Source organism: Lewinellaceae bacterium (genome assembly GCA_020636135.1).
Lineage (GTDB): Bacteria > Bacteroidota > Bacteroidia > Chitinophagales > Saprospiraceae > JAGQXC01.
Window position 1 is genome coordinate 2,827,283 of sequence record JACJYK010000001.1, and the last position, 17,573, is coordinate 2,844,855.

The window sequence follows — 17,573 nt, forward strand, 5'->3', positions numbered from 1 at the left end:
TAGATGGGCAGTAAGGCCATGCCGGTTAGGGATGAATAAGGGCAATGCCATATTTTTCTGCCAAATAAGCAGCAATCCCTTCCGACCCGTGGATAAACCGGTTTTCACGATATTGCTGTACGGGTAATTGAGTTGAATGCTCCTGGCCGGAGGGCAAAACGAGTACCGGCGTACCTTGATTTTCTTCACCCAAGAAATGAATTATTGGCTTTCTTGGTCTCGGAAAATCAACGTATGTAATGTCCAGTTTGTCTTTTAATTCAGGGTAATAATGAAGAACACCTTCCAGCATCGCGTTGAAAGGGCAAAAGTAAAACTGAGATTCGGCTCCCAGTCTTTCGTCTTTGAAATTGGGGTTCAACAGAAATAAGCGGTCTTTATGAATTGTTGCTTTTAAAGCCATTGGAATTGATTTTTTTTGCTTTCGGAAATGCTGAAGTTTGGTTAGTAATCACCAGACAATGCTGGTGATTACTAACTTCAAACTACATCTTATTAAAAGGAAAGGGTGGATGCTCCTTCTTTGATGGCTTCGTGAATGAATCCTGAGCCCACGATCTGAACACCATCGATCAGGTCTTCTTCGCTGTATCCACGGACTTTGGCGCATGGGGGGCATACTCCGACGCCACCACCGGCATTGATCACGGTCTGGATCATGTCTATCATGGTAGGATCCAGCGGATTCAGATGTACCAGGTCAGCTGCTCCTTTACGAACCCAGTCGACTGCCGAGCTGGCCAGGAATACGCGGACCTCCAGTCCATTTTTAATTCCGCCATTGGCAATGCTCCAGGCTACGGAAGCTCTTTCATCGTGTAAGCCATGAGTGATAACTACTACTAATTTTTGATTGTCAGTCATAATAAATTGTTGTTTGAATTAGAAATGAATAAAAATTGATTTGATGGTTTAAAGTCAGACGATACCAGGTGTATAGGCATGTAAGCTGTATGCATAATCATCTGAAGGATTCCCGACAGCATGAAATGCCATGGTATCATCCAGATAAGCCATACTACCGCTCTGATATTGACATACTGCCAATTCTTTACCTCCTTCTTTAGGACCTCCGCTCCTCCAGTGCGCCTTGCAGCACCTTATAGACGCAGCCTCCCTTGGCGTGTCCATGGATTGAGCTGAATTTTCCGGGTTCCCAGCGGATTAGTACCACCTTCATGTATCTGTTCTGGACCAGGATATATCTGTGATCCGGGCTTTTCCTGAACTGCTCAAAAATGGTTGGGTCATTAAATACCACTTGCTGCAGTACCGGTAAAAATTGAGTCGCATTGTAGGTGCCGTTGTGATCTGTGAACGTCTTGAACAAATCGCGGCAAACTGGTTCCAGATTTGGTATGATGCCTTCGGCGATGGCAACAGAAGCCTCTTCAGTCAGCAGGCCGGATACATTGATCCCTTCGCCCACTGCAAATGAACGGGGAAGCCAGCGTATTACCGGTGAATATTGCTGTTTTTGAATGTTAGACAGAAGTGGAAGTACTGCGATGTTGGTGTTTGAAGTTACATTGAGTTTCATAATTCTTTGCTTTTGTATGATGCAAAGATGGCCCTCAATGCAGGCGTAGGGTTTTGCCTAAAAGTTCAAGAATTTGACAATTCGGCTCAAATACTTAAATACTGAGCTTTTAGTTGTTTTTATAATCTGAAGGTGACTTGCCGATCTGCTTTTTAAAGGCTCTGCTGAAATGGGACAAGTCCTCAAACCCGGATTCAAAGGCGATCTGGGTTACATTCATAGTAGTGTTCTTCAACAAATTGGCCGCGCTCGACGCGCTTTTTCGTGAGCCATTTTCCAGGAGACTCACCAAACTGCTGTTGAAAGTCTCTTTTGAAAGTAGATAAGCTGCGATGGCACAGCTCGGCATATTCCTCCAATTTCAGATTAAAGCAAAAATTATTTTCCATAATCCGCTCCAGCGAAGGTCTCTCCTCATCGGAAATTACGGCAAAATAAGACACCAGGTCAGAATCACAGTTCATCAGGTTTATCAGCAATTCCTTTAATTTTAGGACCATGATGTCATCGGTTGGGCGGTCGACACCCCGAAAATAGGAGAGCATCGACAAAAAATAACCTTCCAGAAAAGTTGAAGTTTCAATTTCAAAAGCGGTTGTCTGATCTTTGCTGCCGGATTGATTCAATCTTCGTTTACCCTGCAATTCCTTAAATGTTTCCCGGATCAGATCATCCGACAGGAAAAAGCCCAGCATACAATACTCATCATCGAAATACTGATGAATTATTTCTGCTCCTTTTTTAAGATAAAGGCTTTGACCAGGCTTTAATGTCCATTCTCCATTTATCGTCATATACGTCTTCTTTCCACTCAGGACATAGACGAGATAGTCGTTTCTGGAGAAGATGCCGACTTCTTCAGCATCAATCGGACAGGTATATTCAAGACAAACTGTATCCCGGTATTGAAAGCGGTTGAATCGCAGATTCTCCTTTACGATTTGATAAAAATTGAGGATCACAAGCGCTGGGTTTTATTAAAACTAATAAAATGACGCCATACCCCTTGTCAAATACACCACAGAATTTCATTTCTTAGCGCATATAAATTGGTTTTTCAGGCCATTTTGCCATTAAAAGCAAAACATCTCCATTATTTGACCACATTGCAACGAGATCCGTCAGAGAATAACAACTGCCGGTCCGTAAGCCACACTCATCAAAAGTCAGGTCAGTTTAATAATTGTTCCATCATTTATTTTTGACCGATCCGACTGTCCCGATGAATGCATGGCAAATACCCTTATATTGTTACCACGCTACATAAAAACCGGATCTACTGTCCGATGTTTTTTTGATTTTATGGGTGCAACCCAAATCATGCAATAGAATTCGTTGCGAGGCTCATTTATCCAAGATTAGCAAGTGATTCGCTGAGGAGTCACAGCAAGCTATGGCGACGAAGTGAAGTGCTTGATTAATGAAGCAGAGATTGATTTAAATTCTTACAACACTATTCCAATGCAATGCATTAATCATATCCTGATTTACAGTCACCTGGAGCTCTTACTGTATTTTAATTGAAAGGGTCTATTCCATGATTTGGGTTCAATTACTGTTCTGATTTCAAAGCCTCGATCGGATTATCACGTAACGCCTGTACAACTTGCCAAAGAATCATCAGAAAACTAAAGGCGACCAAAATCAGGACCGCAGGCGCTACATTATACATTGAAATTGGATTTCGCTGTGCGAGATTATTAATCCATAATCCATTGACCCAAATGGCCAATGGTATAGCCAGGATCAGTGAAATTGCAATTAACCAGATAAATTCTCGACCGACCGCATAAAATAGATGCGAAGGTGTTGCTCCAAGTACTTTCCGGATTCCAAGTTCCTTGATATGACTGCGTACCCGCATGCTGATCATCCCCAGTAAGCCCAGGCCGGTTATGGAAATGGCCATGAGGGCGATGAGCATCAGGATCTTGCTGATATCAAATAAAAAGGTGTAGAATTTATCCATTTCCTGGCTAAGGAAACCACCTTTGAATTCCCGCAGAGGGTCAAATTCTTTCCATTCCTTCTGAATATTCCGCACCACATCTCCGGGTTGGGGGCTGCTGATCTTAAGGTAGGCATACTGATAATCAGCCGGCTTTACCCGCAATAACATCGGAGTCAAAGGCATCAACATAGGTTCCCAGTGGTAATTTTTTATGATTCCGACGATCTGCACCTGATTGACACTATCCCTGAAAAGGTGCTGGCCTACGGCATCGCTGACCGGGTCAAAACCCAGGCGCTCTGCGGCTAATTCATTGATGACAACCTGCTGTTGATTACCCAGTGCCGCGGCACTGAACCCGGTGCCTGCTACCAGCTGCAATCCCATGACCCTGAGATATCCGGTATCGACACTAAAATGGTAGATCGTCAAAGGTTCATCTTCCTGGTGGAGCCGGTAACCTTCACCTAGTGCCATACCTGTCCCGGGATTATGTGAAGTTACCGTCATCTCCTGCACGCCGCTGATCTGACCGAATCTGGACCGCGCCTGGTCAAAGTCATGGCTTTGCAGTTCCATAAAATAGATCTTTTCATTGTCAAAACCATAATCGGCATTGGTCAGAAAGCGAGCCTCATCACGAATCAGGAATAAGGAAATAAGCATCAATACGGAAAGTCCGAATTGCACGCCCATCATGACATGCTTCATACTTAACCTTCTTCTACGCCGGCGCACGACCGGAACAGCGGATCCCTTCATGGTGGCCACCGGGTCCATCCGGGAGGCGTATAAAGCGGGACCTACGCCGGCTATCAATCCCAGGAGGATGGTAAAACCGAAGAACAGCCCATAGGCTACCGGTTCATCATGCAAGTGGATGCCTACCTGGTTAAAAATCCACATCGCATTGAACTGTGACAGCAGTATCCGGTAAAAGAGGATGGCAAAGAGCAGGGCGAGCGTGGACATCAAAACTGATTCAATCAAAAACTGGCCAATGATTTCCCGTTTTTCGGCTCCGCTGGATTTGCGTATGCCGATCTCCTTAAAGCGGTTCAGGGTACTCGCAATGGTGAGATTAGCGTAATTGATGCTGGCCGTGATCATCACGATAAAAGCCAGCAATCCAAAAAATGCCAAAATGAGTTTAGGAAGCGCAAATCCGATCTCATTGCCCAAAAAGCGCCCCGGCACAACTTCCGTGATCCCTTGCAGACTGAATTCATACCCGGGATGTTTATCATCCAGTTTGATATTCTCGGCAGCCAGTTTATTGATGGCTTTTTCAATATTCTCTTTTTCACTGGCATCCTTCAGCACCAGGTAATTGTAATTATTCCACAGGTTATCCCATGCGTCAAAATTTTCCTCGATATACCCTTCCGCTTTCAACCGGGCCAAGGAAGCAAAGGAAGCCAATGCATCAAATTTGATATGACTATCCCCGGGCGGGGTATTCAGGACACCAGTCACCGTAAATGCATAAGTATCATTGAGCTTGATCAGTCTTCCCAGAGCTTGACCGTCCGGAAATAGTTTTTTTAACAAATCCTGAGTGACCACAATACCGTTCGGATTTTTTAATGCCGTTTCCGGGTCACCTTCCTGCAGGGTAAATCCAAAGACTTTAAAAAAGTTCTCATCGGCAAAAAGCGACCGATCCAGTTGGATGATGCGATTGTCCGACCGCAATTCACCTTGAAAACGATGATTCAAATTCGTCATCATTTCAATGGATGGGTAATGGCTTTCCAATGCAGCTCGCAGTGGCAATGGCGACGTTGCAAAACCGGATTCAAACAAGTTATTCCGGCCACCCTTCTGATGACTTAAAATACGGTAAGTACGGTCACCAAATGGATGGAATTTGTCGTATTGATAATGATTGTAAATCAGCAGTATGATCAGCAGGCATACCGACATACTCAATGATAATCCAACCAGGTTGATCAGGCTGTACAATTTGTGCTTAAACAAATTACGCCATCCAAAACGGATAAAGTGTTTATACATAGTCAGTCAGGTTTATACGTTAGCAATGGAACTATTCGGTCCGGGAATGAACGCAATAATGCCTGTTTACCGCCTGCTTTGACCTAAACCGCGTGAATATGCAATTCAGATCAAGTCTGCCGGTAGCATCACTGCACAGCCAGCCTCCCTTCGTATTTAGTTCTTGCATACGACAAACAAAGTGCTGCCTTGCGTTACAGAAAATGATTATTTTTTTCAGAAAAAAAATGAACCGCTTACCAGACGATGAGTACCCGAGGGAATAGCTCATTTCCTAATGACGCTGGTCCTGTTCTAAAAAGTTACCTGCAGGAACCTTGTGTTGCAGCCCGCAGCTGAGTAAATTGGGATAAAATTTCTCAGGCATATTGATCACACATTCTCAACGATGGCAAAATCACACTGGAGCAAAGGCAGAGGTAAATTAGGCATCCTAAAACCACTATTAGGACACTGGAAAGCCGAAGCCGACTCACCGATGGGCCGGATCAAATGCACCCGGGCGTTCACCTCCACCCTGGGTGATCACTACATTCAGATGACCGTTCACTGGCAGTTCACCAGCTTTGCCTATACGGAGCATGCTATCCTGGGTATGGGTAATGGTGTACTCACGTTCTGGTCATTTACCTCCGACGGTAAAAATTCCACCGGAACCCTGGCAGATGGTACCGATATCCATCCGGAAGCAATCTGTTTTGAAGCACAGATGCCGGCCGGACTTGCGAGGATGATTTACTGGCCGGATGAGTCCGATGGTTTTTACTGGGCCGTCGAATCAAAAAATAAAAAAGGATGGAAACGATTCACATTACATCATTATCTGCCTGAGCAACTGAGTCAACCGGATTATTCCATTGTGGATTGATCCAATAAAATTCAAAAATTCGAATAATATGACAGCGTTGTCCGGAATAGCCCCTCAAATTGTAGTGGAGGACGTGGTAGCAACGGCAGAATACTATCAGGATAAACTTGGTTTCCGGCTCATAGGCTATTTCCTCGATCCACCGGTTTACGCCATGGTAGCACGTGATGGGATACAAATTCATTTTGGAAAATCCGATGGAGCAGAAGTACAAAGATCAAATGTTGCCCTTCGCAAGGTGGGATTTGATTTTTATCTATGGACCGATAACCTGGACGAGATGTTTGAGGAAATATCAGCGCGGGGTGCACAAATAATCCAGCCTCCTGTTGACCGGGTTTATGGAAACCGGGAGTTTTCCATTACAGATTGCAATGGTATGGTGCTTACATTTGGTCAGATCTAATTTTTTAGCAGTGCTGCGAAAAAGATAAATCGAATTATTAAGCATCAAATGCCAACATCTCATCCATTTCAACCATAACAATGAATCAATTCATACGTGCCATCCATGCATTAGACCTCATCGTTGTAACTGAATTATTAAAACAACCACGCTGGCAAAAATGGGAAGAGAAGACTGGTAGGAATGCATTGCATTACCTCGGTGATGTCCGCCCGAAGGACGATGCTGAAGCGGATAACAGCATCGCCATGCTGAATTTACTACTCAGGGCGGGCCTTGACATTAATTCCATCCACCGTATACCGGACCCGAATTGTGAATTCCCTGCTACTCCTCTCTGGCATGCCTATGCAAAAGGAAGGAACAAAAAATTATATACCCAATTAATCCTGCTGGGTGCAAAGCCGGATAACTGCATGTATGCCATCGCCTGGAATGACGATGTCGATGCGGCCGAACTTTTTACCCACCACGGTGCTGGAGTGGTCCCCGGAGTATTACCGGCGGCTTGTCATTGGAAGAGATGGAATATCGCTGAATGGTTTTTAAATCATGGTGCAAATGTTGCTGAAACCGACGACCAGGGAAATAGCGTACTGCACCTTACATTACGAAGAAACGGTCCTCCTGATTTTGTGCAAAAACTACTGGATGCAGGTGCCGATTTACATCAGAAAAACCAGAAAAATCAAGCCCCGGCTGCATTCATTGAAGCTTATTTACGGAAAAACAAACCGACGAAACCTATTTAACGTGACCTCACCACTCTTTTCCATTGAATCAGCCGTATCAACCACCGATTTCGACGTGGCAGCGCAATTGATCCGTCAATATGTTGGTGAACTGGGTATAGATCTCTCCTTCCAGGATTTCAATTCGGAGCTAACCCATTTGTCTGCACAATATGGTCACCCACATGGAGCGCTGTTGCTGGCCAGGGATACCCTTGGTCAACCTGCCGGGTGTGTGGGTATCAGACGGTGGGAAAACGACATCGCGGAGCTAAAAAGAATGTATGTGCCTTCTGACTTTCGCGGAACAGGTATAGGATCCGCACTGCTGGAACACGCCATCCGGTCCGCCCGAAATCTGGGATATCGCCTTCTTCGTCTGGATACCCTGGCTTCGATGAAATCCGCTCAGAAGCTATACCTGGCACAGGGATTTTATGAAATACCACCCTATCGCTACAATCCCGTACCGGACACTCAATATTTTGAACTGAACCTGGTTGAATTTTAAATGATTTAATAAAAAATATTATCCTGTCTGTCCAGTCCAGGTGAATTACCTTTTTATCAACGGTCTGTCACAAATTTAATTCCAAAGGAAACGATCTGGGCATGGAGTCCGGTATTTCGCTGGTAATAATTATAATCCAGCGAAATGCTTTTAATACCCAATACTCCAACATGTGATTTCAAAAAGATATCGGTGTATTTGAGCCCCAGACCGTATTGGTTTGCATTAAATGCAGACAGATCGTAATCACTGGTATAATACGTATCAGTAGAAAGGTGCTGCTCATAAGGAGCAAAATAGTTTGCTGCCGTCTGGGTATAGAAGCGGTAATTCGGATAAAGCGTGAATTTGCTCCCTAATTTGATGGGCAACTCAAGGTTTACCGTGTGTGATTGAATGCCCCAGTCGTCGTAATAATACCGGTAATAGGATTTCACCACCAGATATTCATTGATGTAATAATGATACCGCAGACCTACCGGAATTTTTAGCCGTGACTCTGGCAGTCGCTCGATATCATCGGCCAACTGAAATACACCGGTATTCAGGGGAGACGTGTAATAAGGAATATCGGCGGCAGTACCAATGTAATAATTAGCAACATCGGAGAAATAAACCCGCTGCATCGGATTGGCCAACCAGCCACGCTGCAGGACCAGATCCGAAAAGATCGAGAATTGGGAACGTTTGCTGAGGATCTGTGAGAAGCTCAGCGATAACGAATACGTGTTGCGGTTGGTATTATCGATCAGGCTTAAATTCGACGGTTGCCAGGTTGTAGAGCCCGTCTTCGAGATTTTATTTCCATTGGCATCCAGGATATCGACACCGCTGAAAAATCCTGCGTTCAGATTTCCACCGGTCTGGTAATAGGTCTTGATCTCGGTGGGATATTGTGGATACCATTTATCCAGGTATACTGAGCCCTGCACGCCAATTTCGGTGTTTTTCTGATTGAACTGCCTTACAAAACCCAACCCTGCCCCGAAGGAACCATAGTCAAATTCTTTCGAGACATTAAGATGACCGCTGTAGATCTTATTGCGGTCATCCGAAGAATGGCTGTAATTCAGACCTCCACTGTACCAGACATCTCCCCGAGACGCACCGGATGCAGCCACCCACGGCGAGCCCCGCACCACAGTGGTGGCAGATGTTGACTGTGAACCAAACGGACCCCGGGTACGGCCTCCCCCACTCCGGGAAGCGCCGGACACGACCGTACCATAACTGTAATTGGTCACTCCGGTGAATGGGTTCAGATTGCTGGACGAAGCTGAAGTATAGGCCGAAACGGTGGCGTCGATGGTCAGCACATCGTCGTCATTCAAGGGAATGGCCACATTGATGTCCGTGGCAAAGTCAGTCAATTTCTCACTGCCAATGCCCCCAGTTACCGAACCATTGTTTCCATCCTGACCATACAAGCTGGTCAGAAGATCTATTTCGGTATTTTCCAATACCCGGTTTTTGTATTCCTTCTCCGATTTCTTGTCTACATCGGTAGCCTTCTTTGTGGCCTGTGCATGCACCCAGACCGGTAGGCTCAGCAGGATAATCCAAATAGGTGTTCTCATCGTGTTTCTCCTTAATTGCATCCGCAACCACCACCACTTTTTCCGCCGTTGGCACCGGAGGCGCCTTCACGGTAAACCTGGAAACTGGTTTGAAATTTTTTGTCTTTACGATCACTCAGCGCCATATCCGGGTCGTTCAGGTTTACCTTCTGGTATTCCTTGACTGTGACACAGGAGGTGGCCAGCATAAATAATCCGAATAAAGCCAGTGCTTTAATTTTCATGATGATTATTGATGTTTATGTTATCCGAGGTATGGATATTACCATCCTCGTCAATCAGTATGCATTCGACATGGGGTAGCTGATTGATGCGTGCAATGCCTACGTCGACACCCATGACAAAAAGTGAGGTCGCCAGTGCATCCGCCAATTCCGCACTTGGCGCAAAGACCGTAGAACTGATGATGCCATGAGCAGGATACCCTGTCTTGGGGTCGATGATATGAGTGTACCGGATGCCATTAAACACCACGTATTTTTCATAATCACCGGAAGTTACGACAGCGCCCTGCTTGAGCGGTACCAGCGCAAATGCCTTGCCTTTATCCATAGGATTGGTGATGGCCACTTTCCAGTCCTCTCCGTCCGGTTGGTTGCCCCAGGTATTCATATCCCCTGAAGCATTGATGATTCCTGCAGTTACGCCATAATCTGAGAGGAGTTTTTTAGCCTTATCGGCTGCATAGCCCTTGCCGATGGCTCCAAAGGCGATCTTCATACCCTCTTCAGGCAGGAAGACAGAGTGATTTGCCTCGTCCAGTATAATTTTTTCAAAACCAACCCGAGCCACCGAGTTTTTGATCGCCTCTTCGGACGGCATTTCGGTCATGGACCCATCGAACTTCCAGATCTTGTCCATGGAGGCATAGGTAATGTCAAAAGCGCCGTCCGTCAATCTGGAAATGGCCATAGAGCGCTTGATGAGATCAAACAGTTCCTTATCCACCTGAACCGGTTCTTTGCCGGCATTGCGGTTGATCTGGGACGTTTCCGAAGCCGGGTCCCAGGAAGATATCAATTTCTCTATCCGGCTGATTTCTTTCACCGCAAGGTCAATGTACACATCAGCCTGCACCGAGTCACCGGCAACCACGGTAATATCAAATCGGCTGCCCATCAACTTCATCGTACGGTTGAAAATGGCTTGCGACGACAGCCCCGTCGACAATGCAGACAGGACCACCAGGAGGAGGGATTTCGTTTTCATTTGAAAGAATCGAGTATTTCGATGTATTCTTCGGGTGATGTCTTTTTATAGCCGGTGGTACCCAGGACTTTACCTTTGGGATCCAGGACGACGACCAGCGGAAAGAAGCCCTGTTTGTTATATTCTTCGGCCAGCCTTTCGTTTTTCTTTTGTTGAGCCGGAGATAGTTGATTGGCTGATTTGCGTGGAAAATCGGCCTTTAAAAGCACGGCTTTCTCATCGGCATATTTTTTAAACACGTCCGATTGCCATATTTCACGGTCAAGTTTGATGCAGGGAGCACACCAATCGGAGCCCTGGAAGACCAGGATGATGTGGCAATTGCGGTTAGCAGCTTCCGATTCGGCATCCTTGAGGTCGGTAAGCCAATTTTGTCCGGACGCCCAGGATAACTGGAAAAAAAGGCCGGCAAATAACGCCATCCCTCTGATAACTGCTTTGGGTGTTACATGCATTATGGTCAGATTTTGCTGTTCAATAAAACTATACCACCATTCAACCCTAATAAGTTGCAGAATGTCTTTCTGTACTCAACAAATCTTGGAAAATGCGTACCCGAACCCAAAATACACGTGCTGAACAGGAATTATCCGGGTCCGAACAACTGCTGCATGGCAGCCGGTATCGTTTACCCCGACGCGAACCAGATCCTGATTTTAGGCCGCCGATCCTTGCGAAAAACCCGGATTATCCTTAACTAGTCTATTCTTTCATTTGGCTAATGCCATTTGAAATGCAGATTGGCTGACCCCGCAATCTGTTTATACCATTAAAAATCTCGTATGAACTACAAAGTATGCTTTGCAATGCTTGCACTATATCTGGGTATCTTTATCTCATGTTCCACCACTAAAAATAAGGGTGCTTATACTTTATACGGGCACACCTGGGAACTGGACTATATTTCCGGACCACGTATTGCTTTTGAAGGACTTTTCCCGGACCAGAAACCTCAGATAACCTTTGACCGGACAACCCAAAGAGCGGTAGGCACTGATAGCTGTAATGGCTATTCTGCTCCGTTCAAATCCAAGCGGAATCACCTGTCCTTTAGTGATCCCTACCCTACCACCATGCGCTATTGCGGTGAAGGAGAAAAGCAATTTATTTCCATGATGCAAAAGGTTAATGCATACAGCTTCTCTCCGGATGGCAAACTTAATTTGAAGTTGGACGATGTCACAATACTCCGTTTCAAGAAAATCCTTTGATCGTGAAAGAAATCCTGATCACCACTACACTGATCCTGATAACCTTATCCTGCAATGGCCCCGGACAGGCTGATTCCGGAGAGCAGCAGGATACGACCACTACGAAAATCATCACCCCTGGTATCACAGCAGATGGTGAAGGACAGCAAATTTATTTTCAGGCTTCCGGTCATGAACCCGTGTGGAGTCTTACGATGAGTGATCGGAACATTTCCGTTAAATGGATGGATGACTCACTCAAAACTCTGACACCAGAACCTGTGCTGGCGGCAGACCAAAACATCAAACGCTATGATATCCATGCCGAATCACGGGATGTGATCATTGAGATCAGCCAAAGGATATGCGCCGATGCGATGTCCGGAGACTCTTCACCATACACTGTACGCGTCCAATACCAAAACACCGCAGAAAATGACGCGAAGACCCTGGAAGGCTGTGGTCATTACCTTACCGATTACCGGCTTCAGGATATCTGGGTGCTGGAACGTTTGAATGGTAAACCAATGAGTAGTTCGGATTTTGGCAGGGAACTGCCTATGCTGGAGATAAACAGCATTGAAAATACATTTTCCGGATCGACCGGTTGTAACCGGATGAACGGCGGCATTTTTTACGAAAAAGGCAAGCTGCGGTTTATCAAGATTGCCACCACCAGAATGATGTGTCCCAGGGGGCAGGAATTGGAACAGCAATTTGTACGGGCTTTAGAGTCATCTACTTCTTACCAGATCGCGAACAACCGGTTAACACTCTCTAACCCGGACCAAACCCTGATAGTTTTCAGGAAGGCAGACTGATAAATCTTAAATCCCAACGACAGCGGTTTGTTCCGGCTAAGCAGGGTATTCCATTTCAACCACCAGGTCATTCTGTTCTACCAGGGTCTTCTCATCCAGGAATACTTCTTTCACTTTGCCCGGCCTGGGCGCCGCAATGGTCGATTCCATTTTCATGGCTTCAATGGTAAAGAGCGGTGTGTTCAAATCTACTTCATCTCCCGGCTTGACCAGAATCTTCGCAATACTGCCCTGCAATGGAGCTCCGATCTGATTAGCGCCACTGGCTTTGCGGTTTCGCTTGACTTCTTTGTGCAGTGACTTGTCGTTTACTTCGATGGCGCGCGCCTGACCATTCAGCCGGAAGAACACCAGGCGATTGCCCTGTTCATTGGCTTCGGTTACATTGAGGAACTTGATGATCACCTGCTTTCCTTCGCCAAGCTCTACCATGATCTCCTCGTTCGCCTTCAGTCCATAGAAAAACGGCAGGGTAGGTATCTTGGACACATCTCCAAATCGGTTGATGTGCTCATAATATTGCTCAAAGACCTTATCGTACAACAGCCAGGACAGCAGGTCCAGTTCGGTGACTTCTTCACCCAGCTTGGCTCTCATAGCCTCCATGCTGGCATCAAAATCGATGGGTTTGAGATGCGCATTCGGATGCTCAGTATACGGTTTCTCCCCCTGCAGGATGATCTTCTGAATTTTCCTGGGAAATCCTCCTTCGATTTGTCCCAGGTCACCCCGCATCAATTCTTTAGCACTCTGGGGAAAGGCCAGGCTTTCGCCCTTGGTCAATATGTCTTCGGCTGTAAGATTATTTGCCGTCATGAATAAGGCCATATCACCAACCACTTTGGAGGATGGAGTAACCTTGACGATATCACCGAACAAATCATTGACAATGCGATAGTTCTTCTTGATGATGTGGAATTTCTCTTCCAGTCCCTGCGCTCTGGCTTGGGGTCGCAGGTTGGAGTATTGCCCGCCGGGGATCTCGTTTTCATAAACCTCCGCAGTACCAGCCCTTAACTCCGTCTCAAATGGATAATAATAAGTACGTACTCCTTCCCAGTAATCGGCAAACTGATTGAGTGAGTCCAGGTCCATTGACTTTTCGCGCGGGTGGCCATTAAGCATCGCTACGACAGCATTGAAATTAGGCTGGGAAGTGAGCCCCGACATCGAACTGATCGCCACATCGATGATATCCACTCCGGCATCAATGGCTTTAAGATAAGTGGCTGCCTGGATGGAAGAGGTGTCATGGGTGTGAAGGTGGATGGGAATGTCGATACTCTCCCGCAAACGGCTGATCAGTTGTTCCGCAGCCAATGGTTTGAGCAGGCCGGCCATATCCTTGATTGCCAGCAGATGAGCGCCGGCATCTTCGATCTTTTTAGCCAGGTCCAGATAATACTGCAACGTAAATTTCTTGCGTTCCGGGTCAAGGATATCACCGGTATAACACATGCAAACCTCTGCCAGCGCATCTGTTTCTTCGCGCACAGTACGCAAACTGGGGAGCATTGCGTCCAGCCAGTTTAACGAATCAAAGATGCGGAATACGTCAATCCCGTTCTCCCATGCTTTGATGACAAAACGCTCGATCAGATTGTTGGGATAGGCTGAATAGCCTACGCCATTCGACCCCCTGAGCAGCATTTGCAACAACACATTGGGCATGGCCTGACGCAACTTTTGTAATCGTTGCCAGGGGTCCTCCCGCAAAAACCGCATGGCCACATCGAAGGTGGCGCCGCCCCACATTTCTACAGAAAACAGATCTCCCCCGTGCATCATGGCATAATTTTCTGCCGCTTCCAGTAAGTCCTGCGTACGCATCCGGGTAGCCAGCAGGCTCTGGTGGGCATCCCGGTAAGTGGTGTCCGTGTACTGAATGGTTTTCTGATCCCTGATCCACTTCAGGAAGTCCTCCCTGCCCAGCTTTTTCAGGATATCCCTGGTTCCTTCCGGGAAACGCTTCCGGGAGGTTTCCGGGACATTAGGTTTGAGAAATGTTTTAGTTGGATCTGCTCCCTTGATATCCGGATTACCGTTGACAATGACCTCGGCCAGGTATTTAAGCATTTTTGTGCCCCGGTCACGCCATTTGGGTGGTTCGAGCAATTCCGGGTGTTCCCTGATGTAATTGACCGTGGCCGCACCCTGTCGGAAGGTTTCATCCTTAAGTAGGTTTAGCAGAAAACCAATGTTGGTTTTGAGGCCCCGGACGCGGAATTCACGCAATGCCCGGTGCAGCCGGTCAGCCGCGTCTGCCAGCGTCCTGCCACTGGCAGTAACCTTGACCAGCAGACTGTCAAAGAAAGGAGAGATGATGGCGCCCGGATAGGCAGATCCGGCATCCAGACGGATGCCAAAACCTCCTGGAGACCGGTAAGCGATGATGCTTCCGTAGTCAGGCTTGAACTCATTGGACGGATCCTCCGTGGTTACCCGGCATTGGATCGCATAGCCTTCCTTATGGATCGATGCCTGATTGTAGATACCGATCTGGGGGTCATTGAGTGCTACCCCCTGGGCTATCAGGATCTGGGAACGTACCAGGTCGATTCCGGTTATTTCCTCGGTTATAGTATGTTCGACCTGGATCCGCGGATTTACCTCGATAAAATAAACGGACTGATCCTGATCGACCAAAAACTCGACAGTTCCGGCGTTATTGTAATTCACCCCCTGCCCTATGCGAATGGCGTAATCATAAATTTTCTCAAGAGTAGCCGGAATGATCGTCAGTGACGGCGCTATCTCCACCACTTTCTGATACCTGCGCTGAACGGAACAATCGCGCTCAAAGAGGTGTACCAGATTTCCGTGGTGATCACCCAGGAGCTGAACTTCAATATGCTTGGGGTTCTCGATGAATTTTTCAATGAATACGGTATCGTCACCAAATGCGGTCTTTGCCTCGCGTTTAGCCGTTTCCAGGGCAGCAGTCAAATCCTCTGCCGACCTTACCACACGCATTCCGCGACCACCACCTCCAGCTGCTGCTTTGACAATGATTGGAAAACCAATCTGCTTTGCCGCCTCAATGGCTTCTTTGGGGTCATCGAGGGAAGAGATCTTGCCCTCAATGATGGGCACCTGCACTTTTTGTGCCAGCCGTTTGGCTGCGATCTTATCACCCACATTTTCCATGACTTCCGCCGCGGGCCCCACAAATGCGATCCCTTCCTCCTGACAGCGTTTGACGAATTGAACATTTTCACTGAGGAAGCCATAGCCCGGGTGGATGGCATCTGCACGGCAGAGCTTAGCAATGCGCAGGATCTCTTCAATATCCAGGTACGGCCGCAACGGATCATCATCTTTGCCTACCTGGTAAGCTTTGTCCGCTTTGTACCGGTGCAGACTGTACCGGTCTTCAAACGTATAGATCGAAACCGTTTCGATGTTCAGCTCCGAAGCAGCCCTAAGGATGCGTATAGCGATCTCACCACGATTCGCGACCAATAACCTCTTAAATTTTCTCTTCTCGGGTCCCATTTGTTTCACGGATTCTACGATTTACGATTCTTTGGTCTTGGCCAGGGCTAAATTAAATGTTTGAAAGGTAAGGAAGATACCCTTCGTTTTTTCTCTGAGTAAGCACCGGGCTCAGGAGGTGCTATTTTGCATAAAGTTAAGAATCAATGGGTGTAAAACATCGTATTCCAGCAAAAACCCGTCATGACCATAATCACTATGGATCAGTTCAAATCGGGCTTTCGGAATACCATTTGCCATCGTCTCCAATTCGGCGGACGGAAAGAGAATATCGGTATCGATACCGATGACCAATGTTTTGGCCTTGATGGAGGCCAGAGCGGCAGCCAGGCTCTCCCGGCCACGCGCCAGGTGATGGCTGTCCATGGTCCTGCTGAGGGACAGGTAAGCCAGGGGAGTAAAACGATTACTCAACTTCTGACCCTGATAGCGCTGATAGGTTGCCGCACGGTGATCCTGAAGGACCGGGACGATGTCACTTTGAGATAGCTGGTAGGTCTGAAAATTCCGGTAGGAGATCATGCCTATCGATCTGGCTGCGATCAGTCCTTTTTCTCCGGCATTCGGGCTTTCGTGCAGGTAGGTAGGGTCAGCTGTCACTGCCAGTCGCTGTGCTTCGTTAAAGGCGATACCCCAGGGAGAATGGTAGGCATTCGTGGCGATCGCGCACAGATGGCTCATCGCCTCAGGCTCCTGCACAGCCCATTCCAAGGCTTGTTGTCCTCCCATGGAGCCTCCCAGGATCAGCCCGATGTGGCTGATACCAAGGTGGTCTCTGAGTTTGCGGAAGGACCGGACCACATCACCGATGGTTATCAGGGGAAAAGTACTGCCATAACGGGTTCCGGTTTCCGGATTGAGATGATCAGGGCAGGTAGAACCATAACAGGATCCGATGATATTGGCGCACACGATAAAATACTGCTCAGCATCAAAGAGACGGCCATGACCCCAGAAGCCGTTCCACCAATCCTGGGGATCTGAGTTCGCAGTCAGGGCATGACAAATCCAAATTACATTATCTGCACGATCATTCAGTTTGCCATAGGTACAATAGGCAATTCGCAACTCCGGCAAATAATCTCCTCCTTCCAGTTCGAACCGCTCTTTCAGATCAAAATACTGAATCGGTGCCGTCACATTCGCTTTCCACGCATTTCTTCCCTGCGCTGTCGATACTCCGTTTGCTGACATGGATGTTTGAGTTAGAACAGGATCCCCATGTCTAATGGGGATCCTGTATGGATTTTTTTATCAA

The 17,573-nt window shown here is 47.0% G+C and carries 19 protein-coding genes; 7 read left to right on the plus strand and 12 right to left on the minus strand.

What is annotated here, in order from left to right; translation table 11 throughout:
- Positions 1 to 25: 25 nt before the first annotated feature.
- The 6 genes from H6570_10830 to H6570_10855 all read right to left on the minus strand — a co-directional run bounded on the left by H6570_10830 (position 26) and on the right by H6570_10855 (position 5,507).
- The gene (locus H6570_10830) at positions 26 to 403 is read right to left on the minus strand and encodes a DUF3088 family protein (protein ID MCB9319768.1); all 378 of its coding nucleotides are present in this window, start codon (positions 401 to 403) and stop codon (positions 26 to 28) included.
- A 92-nt stretch (positions 404 to 495) separates the two neighbouring features.
- Positions 496 to 864, minus strand: a complete 369-nt coding sequence (locus tag H6570_10835; GenBank protein ID MCB9319769.1) for a DsrE family protein — start codon at positions 862 to 864, stop codon at positions 496 to 498.
- A gap of 199 nt (positions 865 to 1,063) precedes the next feature.
- Positions 1,064 to 1,540, minus strand: a complete 477-nt coding sequence (locus tag H6570_10840) for a hypothetical protein (protein MCB9319770.1) — start codon at positions 1,538 to 1,540, stop codon at positions 1,064 to 1,066.
- 109 nt (positions 1,541 to 1,649) lie between these two features.
- Complete coding sequence (locus H6570_10845) at positions 1,650 to 1,760, minus strand: AraC family transcriptional regulator (GenBank protein ID MCB9319771.1); 111 nt, start codon at positions 1,758 to 1,760, stop codon at positions 1,650 to 1,652.
- A complete protein-coding gene (locus H6570_10850) occupies positions 1,735 to 2,502 on the minus strand; it encodes a helix-turn-helix transcriptional regulator (GenBank protein ID MCB9319772.1) in 768 nt (255 codons plus the stop codon). The genes H6570_10845 and H6570_10850 overlap by 26 nt, the downstream gene beginning before the upstream one ends.
- A 590-nt stretch (positions 2,503 to 3,092) precedes the next feature.
- A complete protein-coding gene (locus tag H6570_10855; protein ID MCB9319773.1) occupies positions 3,093 to 5,507 on the minus strand; it encodes an ABC transporter permease in 2,415 nt (804 codons plus the stop codon).
- 388 nt (positions 5,508 to 5,895) lie between these two features.
- Between H6570_10855 and H6570_10860 the strand changes: the two genes are divergently transcribed.
- The 4 genes from H6570_10860 (at position 5,896) to H6570_10875 (ending at position 8,023) form a co-directional block, all read left to right on the plus strand.
- The gene (locus H6570_10860; GenBank protein MCB9319774.1) at positions 5,896 to 6,375 is read left to right on the plus strand and encodes a hypothetical protein; all 480 of its coding nucleotides are present in this window, start codon (positions 5,896 to 5,898) and stop codon (positions 6,373 to 6,375) included.
- A gap of 28 nt (positions 6,376 to 6,403) precedes the next feature.
- On the plus strand, positions 6,404 to 6,781 hold the full coding sequence (locus tag H6570_10865; GenBank protein ID MCB9319775.1) for a VOC family protein: 378 nt from the start codon (positions 6,404 to 6,406) through the stop codon (positions 6,779 to 6,781).
- Positions 6,782 to 6,861: 80 nt separating this feature from the next.
- The gene (locus H6570_10870; protein ID MCB9319776.1) at positions 6,862 to 7,533 is read left to right on the plus strand and encodes a hypothetical protein; all 672 of its coding nucleotides are present in this window, start codon (positions 6,862 to 6,864) and stop codon (positions 7,531 to 7,533) included.
- Position 7,534: 1 nt separating this feature from the next.
- Entirely contained in the window at positions 7,535 to 8,023 is a 489-nt protein-coding gene (locus H6570_10875; protein MCB9319777.1) for a GNAT family N-acetyltransferase, read from the plus strand.
- Between the two features lie 56 nt (positions 8,024 to 8,079).
- Here H6570_10875 and H6570_10880 read toward each other — a convergent pair whose 3' ends face one another.
- Genes H6570_10880 through H6570_10895 form a run of 4 tightly spaced genes read right to left on the minus strand, consistent with a single transcriptional unit; the run spans position 8,080 to position 11,231 of the window.
- Entirely contained in the window at positions 8,080 to 9,600 is a 1,521-nt protein-coding gene (locus tag H6570_10880) for a DUF3570 domain-containing protein (GenBank protein MCB9319778.1), read from the minus strand.
- An 11-nt stretch (positions 9,601 to 9,611) separates the two neighbouring features.
- The gene (locus H6570_10885) at positions 9,612 to 9,824 is read right to left on the minus strand and encodes a DUF4266 domain-containing protein (GenBank protein MCB9319779.1); all 213 of its coding nucleotides are present in this window, start codon (positions 9,822 to 9,824) and stop codon (positions 9,612 to 9,614) included.
- On the minus strand, positions 9,814 to 10,809 hold the full coding sequence (locus H6570_10890) for an FAD:protein FMN transferase (protein MCB9319780.1): 996 nt from the start codon (positions 10,807 to 10,809) through the stop codon (positions 9,814 to 9,816). The genes H6570_10885 and H6570_10890 overlap by 11 nt, the downstream gene beginning before the upstream one ends.
- Positions 10,806 to 11,231: a thioredoxin family protein gene (locus H6570_10895; GenBank protein MCB9319781.1), complete on the minus strand. Its 426-nt coding sequence runs from the start codon at positions 11,229 to 11,231 to the stop codon at positions 10,806 to 10,808. Before H6570_10895 ends, H6570_10890 begins: the two co-directional genes overlap by 4 nt.
- A gap of 125 nt (positions 11,232 to 11,356) precedes the next feature.
- Here H6570_10895 and H6570_10900 point away from each other — a divergent pair, with 125 nt between their 5' ends.
- From H6570_10900 to H6570_10910, 3 genes are all read left to right on the plus strand, one after another.
- The gene (locus H6570_10900; protein MCB9319782.1) at positions 11,357 to 11,506 is read left to right on the plus strand and encodes a hypothetical protein; all 150 of its coding nucleotides are present in this window, start codon (positions 11,357 to 11,359) and stop codon (positions 11,504 to 11,506) included.
- Between the two features lie 85 nt (positions 11,507 to 11,591).
- Positions 11,592 to 12,020, plus strand: coding sequence for an META domain-containing protein (locus tag H6570_10905; GenBank protein MCB9319783.1), 429 nt, complete (start codon positions 11,592 to 11,594; stop codon positions 12,018 to 12,020).
- Between the two features lie 2 nt (positions 12,021 to 12,022).
- Positions 12,023 to 12,820, plus strand: a complete 798-nt coding sequence (locus tag H6570_10910) for an META domain-containing protein (GenBank protein ID MCB9319784.1) — start codon at positions 12,023 to 12,025, stop codon at positions 12,818 to 12,820.
- A gap of 36 nt (positions 12,821 to 12,856) precedes the next feature.
- Here H6570_10910 and H6570_10915 read toward each other — a convergent pair whose 3' ends face one another.
- Positions 12,857 to 16,315 (minus strand): pyruvate carboxylase, encoded by a 3,459-nt coding sequence (locus H6570_10915; protein ID MCB9319785.1) that lies wholly within the window; start codon positions 16,313 to 16,315, stop codon positions 12,857 to 12,859.
- Positions 16,316 to 16,426: 111 nt separating this feature from the next.
- Positions 16,427 to 17,509: a homoserine O-acetyltransferase gene (gene metX, locus H6570_10920; protein MCB9319786.1), complete on the minus strand. Its 1,083-nt coding sequence runs from the start codon at positions 17,507 to 17,509 to the stop codon at positions 16,427 to 16,429.
- Between the last annotated feature and the right edge of the window lie 64 nt (positions 17,510 to 17,573).

Excerpts from the sequence above, each read along its gene's own strand:
- H6570_10830 (MCB9319768.1), bottom strand. The coding sequence starts at position 403 with ATGGCTTTAAAAGCAACAATTCATAAAGACCGCTTATTTCTGTTGAAC.
- H6570_10835 (MCB9319769.1), bottom strand. The coding sequence starts at position 864 with ATGACTGACAATCAAAAATTAGTAGTAGTTATCACTCATGGCTTACAC.
- H6570_10840 (MCB9319770.1), bottom strand. The coding sequence starts at position 1,540 with ATGAAACTCAATGTAACTTCAAACACCAACATCGCAGTACTTCCACTT.
- H6570_10845 (MCB9319771.1), bottom strand. The coding sequence starts at position 1,760 with ATGAATGTAACCCAGATCGCCTTTGAATCCGGGTTTGAGGACTTGTCC.
- H6570_10855 (MCB9319773.1), bottom strand. The coding sequence starts at position 5,507 with ATGTATAAACACTTTATCCGTTTTGGATGGCGTAATTTGTTTAAGCAC.
- H6570_10860 (MCB9319774.1), top strand. The coding sequence starts at position 5,896 with ATGGCAAAATCACACTGGAGCAAAGGCAGAGGTAAATTAGGCATCCTA.
- H6570_10865 (MCB9319775.1), top strand. The coding sequence starts at position 6,404 with ATGACAGCGTTGTCCGGAATAGCCCCTCAAATTGTAGTGGAGGACGTG.
- H6570_10870 (MCB9319776.1), top strand. The coding sequence starts at position 6,862 with ATGAATCAATTCATACGTGCCATCCATGCATTAGACCTCATCGTTGTA.
- H6570_10880 (MCB9319778.1), bottom strand. The coding sequence starts at position 9,600 with ATGAGAACACCTATTTGGATTATCCTGCTGAGCCTACCGGTCTGGGTG.
- H6570_10885 (MCB9319779.1), bottom strand. The coding sequence starts at position 9,824 with ATGAAAATTAAAGCACTGGCTTTATTCGGATTATTTATGCTGGCCACC.
- H6570_10890 (MCB9319780.1), bottom strand. The coding sequence starts at position 10,809 with ATGAAAACGAAATCCCTCCTCCTGGTGGTCCTGTCTGCATTGTCGACG.
- H6570_10895 (MCB9319781.1), bottom strand. The coding sequence starts at position 11,231 with ATGGCGTTATTTGCCGGCCTTTTTTTCCAGTTATCCTGGGCGTCCGGA.
- H6570_10900 (MCB9319782.1), top strand. The coding sequence starts at position 11,357 with ATGCGTACCCGAACCCAAAATACACGTGCTGAACAGGAATTATCCGGG.
- H6570_10905 (MCB9319783.1), top strand. The coding sequence starts at position 11,592 with ATGAACTACAAAGTATGCTTTGCAATGCTTGCACTATATCTGGGTATC.
- H6570_10915 (MCB9319785.1), bottom strand. The coding sequence starts at position 16,315 with ATGGGACCCGAGAAGAGAAAATTTAAGAGGTTATTGGTCGCGAATCGT.
- metX (MCB9319786.1), bottom strand. The coding sequence starts at position 17,509 with ATGTCAGCAAACGGAGTATCGACAGCGCAGGGAAGAAATGCGTGGAAA.